Annotated in this window: 11 protein-coding genes; 4 read left to right on the plus strand and 7 right to left on the minus strand. The window is 60.4% G+C overall.

The window, feature by feature from the left end:
- Positions 1–145 precede the first annotated feature (145 nt).
- The gene (locus ACINK1_RS01350; protein ID WP_376802336.1) at positions 146–685 is read right to left on the minus strand and encodes a Crp/Fnr family transcriptional regulator; all 540 of its coding nucleotides are present in this window, start codon (positions 683–685) and stop codon (positions 146–148) included.
- 67 nt (positions 686–752) lie between these two features.
- Between ACINK1_RS01350 and ACINK1_RS01355 the strand changes: the two genes are divergently transcribed.
- Entirely contained in the window at positions 753–1,334 is a 582-nt protein-coding gene (locus ACINK1_RS01355) for a Spy/CpxP family protein refolding chaperone (protein WP_376802335.1), read from the plus strand.
- Positions 1,335–1,780: 446 nt separating this feature from the next.
- Here ACINK1_RS01355 and ACINK1_RS01360 read toward each other — a convergent pair whose 3' ends face one another.
- The 4 genes from ACINK1_RS01360 to ACINK1_RS01375 form a co-directional block, all read right to left on the minus strand.
- On the minus strand, positions 1,781–2,980 hold the full coding sequence (locus tag ACINK1_RS01360; protein ID WP_376802334.1) for a DUF3644 domain-containing protein: 1,200 nt from the start codon (positions 2,978–2,980) through the stop codon (positions 1,781–1,783).
- Between the two features lie 296 nt (positions 2,981–3,276).
- Positions 3,277–4,011, minus strand: a complete 735-nt coding sequence (gene arsH / locus ACINK1_RS01365) for an arsenical resistance protein ArsH (RefSeq protein ID WP_376802347.1) — start codon at positions 4,009–4,011, stop codon at positions 3,277–3,279.
- Between the two features lie 22 nt (positions 4,012–4,033).
- The gene (gene arsC / locus ACINK1_RS01370) at positions 4,034–4,456 is read right to left on the minus strand and encodes an arsenate reductase (glutaredoxin) (protein WP_376802346.1); all 423 of its coding nucleotides are present in this window, start codon (positions 4,454–4,456) and stop codon (positions 4,034–4,036) included.
- Positions 4,457–4,649: 193 nt separating this feature from the next.
- A complete protein-coding gene (locus ACINK1_RS01375) occupies positions 4,650–4,982 on the minus strand; it encodes a helix-turn-helix transcriptional regulator (RefSeq protein WP_376802333.1) in 333 nt (110 codons plus the stop codon).
- Positions 4,983–5,370: 388 nt separating this feature from the next.
- Here ACINK1_RS01375 and ACINK1_RS01380 point away from each other — a divergent pair, with 388 nt between their 5' ends.
- Both ACINK1_RS01380 and ACINK1_RS01385 read left to right on the plus strand, forming a co-directional pair.
- Complete coding sequence (locus ACINK1_RS01380) at positions 5,371–6,201, plus strand: DUF3313 domain-containing protein (RefSeq protein WP_376802332.1); 831 nt, start codon at positions 5,371–5,373, stop codon at positions 6,199–6,201.
- Positions 6,202–6,510: 309 nt separating this feature from the next.
- Positions 6,511–6,723 carry a cold-shock protein gene (locus ACINK1_RS01385; protein WP_376802331.1) on the plus strand — a complete coding sequence of 71 codons (213 nt, stop codon included), beginning with the start codon at positions 6,511–6,513 and terminating at the stop codon, positions 6,721–6,723.
- A gap of 349 nt (positions 6,724–7,072) precedes the next feature.
- Here the strand turns inward: ACINK1_RS01385 and ACINK1_RS01390 are convergent, their stop codons facing one another.
- Both ACINK1_RS01390 and ACINK1_RS01395 read right to left on the minus strand, forming a co-directional pair.
- Positions 7,073–8,776: a hydantoinase B/oxoprolinase family protein gene (locus tag ACINK1_RS01390; RefSeq protein WP_376802330.1), complete on the minus strand. Its 1,704-nt coding sequence runs from the start codon at positions 8,774–8,776 to the stop codon at positions 7,073–7,075.
- Positions 8,777–8,780: 4 nt separating this feature from the next.
- Positions 8,781–10,862, minus strand: coding sequence for a hydantoinase/oxoprolinase family protein (locus tag ACINK1_RS01395; protein ID WP_376802329.1), 2,082 nt, complete (start codon positions 10,860–10,862; stop codon positions 8,781–8,783).
- 138 nt (positions 10,863–11,000) lie between these two features.
- Here ACINK1_RS01395 and ACINK1_RS01400 point away from each other — a divergent pair, with 138 nt between their 5' ends.
- A complete protein-coding gene (locus tag ACINK1_RS01400; RefSeq protein WP_376802328.1) occupies positions 11,001–12,203 on the plus strand; it encodes a pentapeptide repeat-containing protein in 1,203 nt (400 codons plus the stop codon).
- The last annotated feature ends 17 nt before the right edge of the window (positions 12,204–12,220 follow it).

Consider the following 12,220-nt stretch of genomic DNA (forward strand, 5'->3'; position numbering starts at 1 on the left):
CTCCGCCAATACGCAGAAGTTTGCTACGATGCTTTCTGCCACGAAAGTGTTCGTTGAAAGCGCCCGAAGCTTTGCGCTTTACCTCTCGAACCAGACGGTTCGCAATTCCATGCGAAGCCTGGTGCATCCATGGTCTGACAGATCGTCAGCGTTTGGTGTGCACGGTTCGACGGCGGGATAGCTCGCGGTATAACGCCTCACGTGTGACGCTAAGCTCAGCTGCCACGTCTTGCCAGCGGCCTTTATCTGGCATTTGATTCCCTTCCGCGAGCCAAGCGCTCAGACGGTCCGCAACCCGTGGCAGAGAGCGGATTTCGGCCCTGAGGCGCGCCGCCTGAACCGCCCGCGCAAGATTTCTCGCCCAGCTGTCTGCCATATCGGGGTTCGACTTCAGCCGCTTCTTGAAAACGTGGCGTGACAGAACTGCCGCCCTACAAGGCCCGCCCGCCACTGCATCGCAGTGGTAGACTTCGGACCAAGCCGACGCTTCGGCGAGGATCTGCCCCGAGCCGGCACGCTGGAGGATCATCTTCTGACCGTGGCCCGTGTGACGCACAAGCTCAGCTTGCCCGGCGCGTAGCAGGAACATCGACACCACCGCGTCTCCGGCGCGGAACAAGGACTCACCGGCGGCAAAATCGCGCGAGGCAGCATCGGCAAAGATTGGCTTAAAAGATTCAGACATGATTGTAATCATATGCGGCTCGACCCGCACATGCGAGGGGGACAAACCCTGCCTGAGGAGTGTCGCTATGATCCGCCTTGTTCTCGCTCTTTGCGCCATGGTCATTCCCATAGGAGCAGCAGCCCAGCATCACGGTCACTCTCCGTACGCTGGCAGGGAGAGTCGCGAGATCAAGAGCTTGTCCGAAGCCGATCTCGACGACCTGCGCGCCGGCCGCGGTTGGGGCCTTGCCCTTGCCGCCGAACTGAATGGCGTGCCGGGGCCAGCGCATCTTTTGGAGTTGAAGGAGCAGATCGGCCTAACACCAGCACAGGTGACGACGCTGGAAGCGTTGTTCGCGCGGATGAAAGCCGAGGCACAGGAGGCGGGCAGGCGCTTCATTGCAGCTGAAGCCGCGATCGAGGACGCTTTTCGCGGGAGAAGCCTGACCCCGGAGCATCTGCGCCACCTGATCGGCGACGCGGCCGAAGCCCGCGCGCAGCTGCGCTTCGTCCATCTGACGCGGCATCTCGATACGCTACCCGTGCTAACTGCTGAACAGATCGCCCGCTACAACGACTTGCGGGGCTATAAAGCGGGCGACCCGTGTTCGAATGTGCCTGCGGGACATGACGCAGAGATGTGGCGCCGCCATAACAACTGTAGATGATTGGGGATTGGCGAAGCGCGTTGGGCGTAAAGGTACGCATACGAGGAAATGCTTGGATTTAGCAGTGCTTTGTTCACGCGATCCCAGCGTTCGCGCTCAGAGAGTTGCTGGGTGATCCCTCCCTCTCCGCCATTCACTCCTGTAAACTATTGTTTTGTATGGAATAATTGAGGCGCGCGCTTTGGCGCCCTACATTCCGCCCCACATTTGATCCCGGCATACCCCGGAACGCTTCGGCGCTTGTCAGTAGGATGATCTGGGCTTCAGTGCTCGTTGTCGCCGCTTGATGGCAGACGCTTGCGCGATTTCTTCGCCCCTATCGGAGATAAATAGAAGGCCTCGCCAGAGAGAGTTCGCTTTCCTCGGAGCCGCCTTCGCACCCAGCGAAGGCGGCGAGGAGGGAAGCGGACGAACGGGCTTTCCTTGGTGGGCAAGAGCAGTTGTTCTCATCGGTACTTTTCGCCCTGCTCTTGGCAGTGCGCGCGCACCCCAGCAACCCAAGCGTCGTACCAGACCCATGTCCCTTTGTAGTCGCCAGCACAGCCGAAATTTTTCGCCGCGCTCTTGGCGTCCAGCGCCTGCCACAGTTCGGTGTGGTGGTTGATCTTGAAGTTGGGGAAGCCCTCACCGTTCATCATTTCAACGACTTGTGTAGGTGTATAGCGCTTCTTCTCAACTTCCTTCAGCAGAACTCGGTTGATCTCTTTCGCCTCCTCTGAGTCGGCTTTCAAAAACTCTACGGCCAAATCTGCATTGGAAGCCCGGTTCCCCACTTTCGGAACAAATGCCACCCGGTAGGCGAATTGCGGGTCAGCCTGCTCGGCTGGGCTTAGGCTATTGTGAAAAGTCTCCATCATCGTGCTGATGTTTGGCGGCAGAGAACTCGCCTTCTTTAATACGGCGCGTTGGTCCGAACTGAATGTTACGAATTGGAGTGCGATCGGCAATCGCCGTTCAAGCCCATACTGAGCGCCGAATAGTGACTTGATGGCCTCGTTGAAGTTGATGCAGCAGGCTTGCAATTTGGCGCTCACCGCATCGTCAAGGCGGCTCGTTGAGCGATGCTCGATCTCGTGTCTCAGCTCAATCAAGAAGTCGAGATTCTTTATTGCACCGGCTGGGATAGGGCACTGCGCATGACGCAAGCATTTGCCAAGCTCCCAATAACAATTCTCGCCTTGCTTGGTCTTCTGCACCGTTCCGCCTGCCTTGACGTGGCGGTAGTCGATGCCTTCGCGCCGAAACCACGCGTGCAGCAGATAGGTCCATGCGATGATGCTCGTCACAATGAAAAGCTCGGCGCGGAATGTTAGACCTGCGCCGTTGAAAATGTGAACGGCTGCGATCATCGCTTCTCGCGCCTTGATGAGCAATTCGTCTCCACGAATACTCAGGCCAGTCTGAGGGTCGATGTCCGGCCATATCGCCAAAAAATCGGCAAGGGCTTCTGCTGAAGCGGCCTTAACAGCAGCGTGTTTCTGCCCTCTTCTGATTTCACCGATTGCCCTGTGATTGATCGAGCGCGTCGGGCGAGTAAAATATGCTAGAATGTCCTGATCGTTTGGCCAGTCGCCCTTGGCAACCATAGCCTTTATCAAGGCGACTTCCCATTTCTCCAGACTGTTCCCGCGCTTGCGTACCGGCATTTATCCCCTTTTCCCACTTTTGAACCGAAAAGCTGTCGCCGGGAGGAGCAACCTATCCCTTCTGTTGCGAAGCAACCGCTGACAACGCCACTACCCATGACTTCAAATTCTGCGATGCCAATTTTCCGTCCCTTAGTTCTTTTTCACTATGCGCGACGTAGGTGTTCCTGAAGTCATTGACGGCGGCAACTTTGTCGAACAGCGCCCGCTTGCAGCCTCTCGAGGGTGACCGGCTCGTGCCTCTCCAGCTTGACGATCGCGTCGATGCGGCTGGCGCGCTCCTCTTGTGGCATGCCTTAACTCAGCTTTTGGGTTCCCGACAATGTTCCTTTCACATCGACGGCGCGGGTCAGGTTGACCCTCGCCGACAACTCCGCGGCCGTTTCCACACGTTCGCTGTAGCGATCGGTCAGGTGATCCGAGACATCGCGGGTGAGAAGCGTGAATTTGACCAGTTCCTCCATCACATCGACGACGCGATCGTAATAGGCGGATGGTTTCATGCGTCCGGCGTCGTCAAATTCTTGAAAGGCTTTGGCGACAGATGACTGGTTAGGGATGGTCACCATGCGCATCCAGCGGCCGAGAATGCGCATCTGATTGACCGCGTTAAAGGATTGTGAGCCGCCGCTGACCTGCATGAGCGCGAGCGTCTTGCCTTGTGTCGGCCTTGTCGCGCCAGAGTTAAGGGGTATCCAGTCGATCTGGGCTTTCAGGATTGCGCTCATCGCGCCGTGGCGCTCGGGCGAAGTCCAGACCTGGCCTTCCGACCAGGCCACCAGTTCCAGGAGGTCTTGCACTCGCGGGTGATCGTCAGGCGCATCATCGGGCAACGGAAGCCCGCTCGGATTAAAGATGCGCGGCTCGGCTCCGAGGTGTTCAAGAAGGCGCGCGGCCTCTTGCGTCAGGAGGCGGCTGTAAGATCGCGACCTTACAGAGCCGTAGAGCAGCAAAATGCGAGGTTTATGCAATGATTGCAGCGGTTTTCGTCGTGCGCTTGTATCGGGCGTTGGCAATGCCTCGCTGAGAATGTTGGGCAGGGTAAGTTCGAGGTCAGACAACGCGTTCGCCTTTCTGGTCTGTGACGATCTCGCCGTCTTCTTTCGTGAACACTCCGATGTTCGGATTGGGCAGAATGTCGAGCACCGCTTCGGACGGCCTGCAAAGCTTTGCTCCAATCGGCGTGACGACAATTGGACGATTGATAAGAATCGGGTTTCCAAGCATGGCGTCTATGAGTTCGTCATCGCTCCACTTGGGATCGCCGAGACCCAGCTCATCGTAAGGGGTCCCCTTTTGGCGCAGAAGATCGCGCGGGGTGATGTTCATGGCGCGGATCAGACCAATCAGATCTTCTCGGCTTGGCGGCGTCTTCAGATATTCGACAATCTGCGGCTCTTCACCGCTTTGGCGGATCATGGCCAGCGTGTTGCGGGAAGTGCCACAGGCGGGATTGTGAAATATGGTAATCGTCATTTGCGTTCTCCTGCGGGTTTGCGGAAGCACAATCCGGCCAAGGCCGAGGGTGCCGATAAGCTGGGCCAAAACGAAGAGCGGGACCTTGGCAAGATTGCTGCCTGCAAACGTATCGGAGCCGACGATGGTTGCGCGCAAGGGTGCTGTCGCGATGCCTCAGAGATAAGTCGTGGTGTAAGAGCACAACGCCCCATCAGGCACACGCGGTCGATGTCTTGAAGACCGAGCCGCACAGCTCCCGCTGCCCCTGACAGCAATCCCAGGTCAGATAAGTCAGAAGCTGGTTCATGCCGTTGAACTGCACGGCGTAGCGGATGAACCGCCCATGCCGGGTTGATACGATAAGCCCGGCACGATCTAGCTCCTTGAGGTGGAACGACGCTCCGGTGGGGCTGATCCCGACGGCTGCGGCAATATCCGAAGACGGAACGCCAGATGGCCCTGCCATGACCAAAAGACGGAATATCTTGATGCGATGCTCGTGCGCCAGCGCGCCCAGCATTTCAACGGCGAGATGGTCTTCCATACTGCAATAATACAACAATAATTGTAATATTGCAATTATTTTGTCACATGGCGAACCTCGGACTCGTTCGCACAGGCAGTCGGGGCGGCGTCGTGGTCAGTCGATCAGGCTTCCTGCACAGTGAACCCGGCTCCGCCTGCTTGGCCCGCCCGGCCTGATCATTCCAGGATCGGCCCCTCAGGCCCGCCGTGAAGGCGGGCGCAACTGTCGCACCCCGATACAGGTCCGGCGCCGATACATGACCTTGCTTCCCAACGCCGTTTGGGTGGATAGATAGAGACAGGGCGTTGGCTGAAAGGAAACGGGCTTGCGCGATAACCGCATGAGAGTTGGTGGCAGGCGGCCTTGGTTTGTAAGGTGCGCCAGTGTCCGCTCGAGCCATCGCTGGATGCGGCTGTCAATTGCGCTTCAGGCCGCCCTGCTTGCCGCCTCATGCGCGCAATCACCGCTAACGCGTAGCGGTTCGCTGTCGTCTTACGAGGGGCTTGAGCGCAGCGATGGGGTACTCACCCAGACCAAATTCCGCGTCAGCAAGGAACCCGTTCTCGCCGCCCGCACGGTAAACCTCCTGCCGGTGGTGATTTCCGATGCGGCCCGCAGTTCCGGGTTGAGCGCCGAACAATACGCGCTTGTCAGCAACACCATCAATCGGGCGCTGTGCGCGGGCTTGAGCGAGCGCTTCCGCGTGGTGCTGTCATCCGAGCCGGCCGATCTGACGGTCCAGTCATTCGTCACCGCCCTCAGCCCGACCGATGTAGCAGCCGCAGGCGTCTCCAGCATCGCCAGCATTGGCGGCTCGGTCGCGGGCGCGGTCATCGGCGTGCCGCTGCGCGTTCCCCGCCTGCCGATCGGCCTCGGCGGTCTGTCGGTGGAAGCACAGGCCGTGACGAGCACCAAGCGCCAGCTCGCGGCCATGACCTGGGCGCGCGGCGCTGACGTCATCACCACGCGGGCGCGGGCCTCCGAGGAGGCCGACGCCTATGCGCTTGCCGCCGAGTTCGGCGGGGATTTCTCCTATTTGCTGGTGACGGGCGATGATCCGATCAAGCGCCCCGCTTTGGCGCTTCCCAGTGCAGCGAGCGTTGGTGAATTCCTCGGCTCTGATCCCAAGGAAGCGCTGTGCGGAACCTTCGGCCGCAATCCCGGCATTTCAGGCGTGCTTGGTGGCATTGTCGGCTTGCCGCCGAGCGCGACCGATGCCGGCGCCACCCGGCGATAGAGCAGGGTTGGCCGATCAGTTCGCGGATTTTTGATCGCACCGGCGATTTTTATTAACCATGGCAGGCAAAGCATTAAACCGCGCTGATACCGCGCCCTGATCGAGTTTAGGCGCACTATTTCTCGTCAAAACGCTGCGTTTGGAGCGATTCTGGACGGGCTATCCGACCTGTTTTCATAAAACCGTCGTTTGTTCCCTGACGAAAAAATAGCCCCGATTGCAAAGAGCCGCTTGCTAGCGGCCGGAAGCCGGCCTAATAGCCACAGTCTGGGATATGCTAAGCCCAGGCAAGGTCATGAGGAGACTATTATGGCTACAGGTACGGTTAAGTGGTTTAATTCGCAAAAGGGCTTTGGCTTTATTCAGCCCGATGGCGGTGGACCGGATGTTTTTGTGCATATTTCTGCGGTCGAACGCGCCGGTCTGCCGGGGCTCAATGACGGACAGAAGATTTCATATGAACTTGTTGCGGATCGTCGCACGGGCAAATCTGCGGCGGACCAGCTTGTTGCAGTTCGCTAATATCTAATCTGACCTTGCCGGCTAAAACTATCTTTCAGGGCTGAGACCAATGTCTCGACCCTGGAAGACCTGATATACAAGGCAATCGTCCGCGCGCCGGCTGGCTGAGTTCTGTTCTTTTCGCCAGCCCGCACGCTTCACTTTCATCACGCAATACCCTGCCGCTGCTCGTCACGAGTGGCGTCAGAGTTGCGCTGAACAAGCGCCACGACACCGTCGTGCGAGGCTCGCAAGCGCCGGGCGCTCTTGAGAGCATGCTGCGGAAAAGTGAAAACCGGTTTTTCCGATAACAGCATGTGAAAGCCATAAGACAAGAACAGTCTTCGCTGCCGCTTCAGCGCAATCTGCTCTAGCCGATCTCGCCCTTCAGCGAAGCCGCCATCACCATGGCGATGTCCGTGTCCGACAGACCGTAAAGCGCTCTTGCCATGTCTTCCGAAATGTAACCCAGCGCCAGATCGCGGCGGATGGCGGCTCTGTCGCGGCGTGTCACATCGCCATACCCGGCTCCACCCGGAAAGGCCATGACAACACGTCGGCCGCTCGGCACGAACTGTTTGCCCTTGCCCTTCATCGCCGTCCCGTCATCACGAACGATGGTGGTGGGCGCGCCTGGCGCTCCGCCGCGACGCCCGCGGGCGGGATGGTGGACGCGGTCGAACATCGCCTGAAAATCGAATTCATGTCCCTCGCGCGCGCCGACCTCCATGTATTGGCCAAGGCCGCCGCGAAACTGCCCCGCCCCGCCGCTGTCGGGGCGTAATTCCTTGCGCCAGATGATGACGGGGCCAACCTGTTCGGTGGCCTCGACCGGCATCGTCATCACGCCTGAAGGAAAGGCGGTCGCCGACATGCCGTCAAGCGTCGGGCGGGCACCGGTCCCGCCGGAATTGAAGGTCAGCACTTCGGCCCGCCCCGCCCCCTCCGCCGCCGGCTGATCGCTGCGCGGGCGCAGCGAGAGCTGGAAATTGCACAGGCAGCCCGCCCCTTCCGCCGGCACCACTGCGGGCAAAATCTTGTCCAGCGCGTCATAGACCGTATCGGGCACCATATGGCCGATGATGTGGCGCAGCGCGACAGGCGCCGGATGCAGGGCGTTGACGATGGAATGTTCGGGTGCGGTGACATGAAAGGGCGCCAGAGACGCCGTGTTGTTAGGAATATCCGGCGCAATCGCGCATTTCAGCGCATAGCAGGAATAGGCCTTGGTATAGACCAGAGGGACGTTGATCCCCTTCTTGTCAAGGCCGCTGGTGCCCTCCCAGTCGCACAACACATGGTCACCGTTGAACGACACCTTGACGGCCAGAAGGATCGGCCTGTCATACCCATCGATCATCATGCTGCCGCTGGCTTCAGCCCTCGGCAGGGCACCGATGCGCGCCAGCGTCGCTTCACGCGAGTTCGTGAGGATGAATTCGGAAATACCGGTGAGATCAGCCAGCTGGAATTCGGTCATCATATCGCTGAGCCGCCGATGGCCGATATCGTTGCAGGTGGCGAGGGCGTAGATGTCGCCGACCAGCTGATCAGGCTCACGCACATTGCCGCGGATGAGCCGGATGAGCGTCTGATCGACCGCGCCGCGCACCATCAGCTTCATGATCGGGATATAGAGCCCTTCCTCATAGACGGAATTGGCGTCGGCCCCGAAGCCGCGCCCGCCAATGTCGACGATATGCGCGGTGCAGGCGAAAAACCCCACCAGTCGCCCGTGATGGAACGAGGGTGTGCAGACGGTGATGTCGTGCAGATGGCCGGTTCCCTCCCAAGGGTCATTGGTGATGTAGACATCGCCCTCATGGATATTGTCCCGGCCGATGCGGCGGATGAAATGCGGCACCGCGTCAGCCATGGCATTGACGTGGCCGGGCGTTCCGGTGACGGCCTGCGCCAGCATGTCGCCATGCTCGTTGTAGACGCCAGCGGAGAGATCGCCGGCTTCGCGCACGCTGGTCGAAAAGGCCGTGCGCACCAGCGCCTGCGCCTGCTCCTCGACGACCGAGATCAGCCGGTTCCACATCACCTGATAGGCGATTGTCGCGAGGCTCATGGGTTCACCCTTCTGTGATGGTGATGTCGATGCAGCCGTCAGCGAGCGCGGTCGCGAAACGGCTTGCCGGTATGATGATGGTCGTTTCATCCTCGGTGATGACCGCCGGCCCGGCGATGCGATGACCGGCAGCAAAAGCCGCACGGGAAAACACGCCTGCAGGGCCTGACCGGCCAAGCGCAGCATCAAACAGCGTGCGCTCATCGCTGCGCGCTGGCGCCCCGCCTGCCCGCACCGCCTCGACCCTGGTGATGCCAGGTGAGGGCGTGGCGGCGTTGACCGACCACACCGTGATCTCGACATCCATGCCGGCAACGGTACGCCCGAACAGATTCGCATAATCAGCCGTGAAGCGGGCAAGGAACGTCGCAGCATCTGCCGCCTTGACGTCATCTGGCGTCAGCGTGACCGGTATCTCCCAGCCCTGGCCGGCATAGCGCATATAGACCTTGAATTCAGCCGCGATCCGGGCGGTTGGCGCGCATAGGCGCACGAAGCGGGTAGCCTCGCTCTCCATCTCGGCAAAGAGCCGGCGGACCATGCCGGCATCGAACGCCGAGAGTTTCATGTAGGCGGTGCGGTTTGCTTCAAAGCTGAACGGCGCCCGCAAAAAGCCGATCGCCGATCCAACGCCAGCCCCTGGCGGGACGAGGCAGCGCGAGACGCCGATTTTCTCGCACAGCCGCGCCGCATGGAGCGGGGCCGCCCCGCCAAAAGCGATCATGGTGTACTGGCTCAGATCCTCGCCATTTTCCACCGCGTGGACGCGGGCGGCATTCGCCATGTTTTCATCCACCACTTCAGCAAGGCCGAAGGCAGCCTCCATTGTCGTGAGGGCAAGAGGCTCCCCCAGCACGCTGTCAAGGGCGCGCGCTGCCTGCTCGGGGTGAAGCGTCATCGTCCCGCCGGCGAAATGCGCCGCCTCGAGCTTGCCGAGGAGGAGATCGGCATCAGTCACCGCAGGCCGCGTGCCGCCGCGCCCGTAACAGGCTGGCCCGGGCTCGGAGCCGGCACTTTCCGGCCCGACGCGGATCTGCTTCAGCCCGTCGATATGGGCAAGCGATCCGCCGCCGGCGCCAATCTCCACCATGTCGATCACCGGGATCGAGATCGGCATGCCCGACCCCTTCTTGAAGCGGTAGGTGCGTGCCACCTCGAAGACCCGTGCCGTCTTCGGCGTCTGGTTCTTGATGAGGCAGATTTTCGCCGTCGTGCCGCCCATGTCGAAGGAGAGCACCTTGTCGAGGCCATGGCGCGCGGCGATATCAGCAGCAAACACAGCGCCGCCCGCCGGCCCGGATTCAACGAGGCGCACCGGGAATGCGGCCGCCGTCGCGATATCGATGATGCCACCACCCGAATGCATGAGAAACACCGGACAATCCGCGCCCTCCGCCCGCAAACGACCGGCGAGCCGCTCAAGATAGGACGCCATCAACGGTTTGATATAGGCGTTGGCAATCGTCGTGTTGAAGCGCTCATATTCGCGCATCTGGGGCGATACCTGCGATGACAGCGACACCATGACGCCGGGCAGGCGGGCGGCGAGAACTTCATGGATGAGCCGCTCATGGCTGTCATTCACATAGGCGTGCAGCAGGCCAACGGCGATGCTCTGGTAGCGCGCCGCGCGCAAGGTGTCGGCAAGGGCCTCGACTTCGGCGCGCGCAAGGGAAATCAGCACCTGGCCGCGCGCATCCATGCGCTCGTTCACCACATAGCGACGGTTGCGCGCCAGCAGCGGCTCGGGAAGGGTGAGGTTGAGGTCATATTGCTCGAAGCGGCTTTCGGTCCGCATCTCGATCACATCGCGGAACCCTTTGGTGGTGATGAGGGCCGTCCGCGCGCCGCGCCGCTCGATCAGCGCATTGGTCGCCAGCGTCGTGCCGTGGATGATCTGGCCAATCGATGAGGGCGTGAGGCCGGCCTTGGCGCAGACCATATGCATGCCGGCGATCATCGCCTCCTCGGGGGCTGCATAGGTGGTGAGCACCTTCGCCGAATAGCGCGCCGTGCCGATCTCCAGGACGACATCGGTAAACGTACCGCCGATATCAACGCCGAGCCGCGCCGTTTTATCCGTCATCACCCGCTCCTGCCGCCTGGCGCCCGAACCTAACTATAGCAGCGCCGGTTCTGAAGCGGTAATTTGCGCGATCGCGCGCCAGCGGTGGAGTCGACCTGCCGGCAATCTGCGCTAGGCTGGTGGCTTGAGGAGCGCATCATGAGTAATCCCCCGCCAGCCAAACGCGCCCGGCGCCAGGCCAATGACAACCCATGGTATGTGCTGGCGACGCTCCATGGCGAGCAGCCGAGGGGAGCGAAGCCCTTGGATAGTAACCTTCACATCAGAAACCGCCGGACATGGAACCGTTTCATGGCCGGGTTGATCGATGACGATGAGCGACAGAGGCTGGCAGGTCTCAAGGATGGCGAGGGCAAGCCCCGCTTTTCGCCTGAGGAATTAAAGCCCTACAGCGACAAGGAAAAGGCCGGTCTTCTCTTGACGTTCAATGCTCGCCGCAACAAGGCACTTCCTGAAGGCCCTATCGACTTCCGCAATACGGATTTTCTGTGTATTTTTAGCGCCGCAGGCTTCCTGTTTTCCGACACGGTCAGTTTCAACGGTGCCATTTTTTCTAACTGGGCCACTTTCGAGGGCGCCATTTTTTCTGGCGCGGCCGATTTCGTAGGCGTCACCTTTTCTCACTTTTCTCTTTTCTTCGGCGCCACCTTTTCTGACTCGGGCGATTTCGACGGCGTCACCTTTTCTGACGCGGCCAATTTCGCCGGCGTCATTTTTTCTAGCCAGGCTCATTTCATCAACACCTCATTCACAGGCAGGACAAGCTTCGCAGACTGCAAGTTCAAAACCGACCCGCCCGATCTGCGCGGTGCTGATCTCCATGAGGCGAGCGAATGGCATGGCGTCACCTGGCCGCCGATCCCTGAGAACACAGAACAAGCGCAAGCGCATCTCTACGCTTATGAACATCTGAAGAAGGAGATGGAGCGCCTGAAAAAGCATGAGGACGAGCATGTCTTTTTTACCAGGGAACTCCGATGCCGCGAGGTGATTGCCGGCTTTCCGCGCCATCTCGTCTCGCGCCTTTATGGCGGACTGAGCGCCTATGGCTGGTCGATCCTGCGCCCGCTTCAGGCCATGCTGGCCCTGTGGGCGGCGGGGCTGATGGTGCTGTGGCCGCTCGGCGGGCCGGATTACAGCGCGCTTGCCCAGCACACCGCCATGGGGCTCAGCTTCGCCAATCTCTTTGCGCTGCTGCCGCTGCGCAAGGAGGTGTTCGCCACGACGCTTGAGACCCTGTCGCCGCTGGCGCATGTGGTCAGCGCCGGCCAGATGCTCGCCGGCATCGTCCTCCTTTTCCTGCTGGGTCTGGCGCTGCGCAATCGCTTCCGCATGAAATAGGCGGCGCGGCCGCGCCG

Source organism: Raskinella chloraquaticus (SeqCode) (genome assembly GCF_021731865.1).
GTDB classification, from domain to species: domain Bacteria; phylum Pseudomonadota; class Alphaproteobacteria; order Rhizobiales; family UBA4765; genus Raskinella; species Raskinella chloraquaticus.

Excerpts from the sequence above, each read along its gene's own strand:
- arsC (WP_376802346.1), bottom strand. The coding sequence starts at position 4,456 with ATGACGATTACCATATTTCACAATCCCGCCTGTGGCACTTCCCGCAAC.
- ACINK1_RS01360 (WP_376802334.1), bottom strand. The coding sequence starts at position 2,980 with ATGCCGGTACGCAAGCGCGGGAACAGTCTGGAGAAATGGGAAGTCGCC.
- ACINK1_RS01390 (WP_376802330.1), bottom strand. The coding sequence starts at position 8,776 with ATGAGCCTCGCGACAATCGCCTATCAGGTGATGTGGAACCGGCTGATC.
- ACINK1_RS01380 (WP_376802332.1), top strand. The coding sequence starts at position 5,371 with ATGCGGCTGTCAATTGCGCTTCAGGCCGCCCTGCTTGCCGCCTCATGC.
- ACINK1_RS01375 (WP_376802333.1), bottom strand. The coding sequence starts at position 4,982 with ATGGAAGACCATCTCGCCGTTGAAATGCTGGGCGCGCTGGCGCACGAG.
- ACINK1_RS01355 (WP_376802335.1), top strand. The coding sequence starts at position 753 with ATGATCCGCCTTGTTCTCGCTCTTTGCGCCATGGTCATTCCCATAGGA.
- ACINK1_RS01385 (WP_376802331.1), top strand. The coding sequence starts at position 6,511 with ATGGCTACAGGTACGGTTAAGTGGTTTAATTCGCAAAAGGGCTTTGGC.
- ACINK1_RS01395 (WP_376802329.1), bottom strand. The coding sequence starts at position 10,862 with ATGACGGATAAAACGGCGCGGCTCGGCGTTGATATCGGCGGTACGTTT.
- ACINK1_RS01350 (WP_376802336.1), bottom strand. The coding sequence starts at position 685 with ATGTCTGAATCTTTTAAGCCAATCTTTGCCGATGCTGCCTCGCGCGAT.
- ACINK1_RS01400 (WP_376802328.1), top strand. The coding sequence starts at position 11,001 with ATGAGTAATCCCCCGCCAGCCAAACGCGCCCGGCGCCAGGCCAATGAC.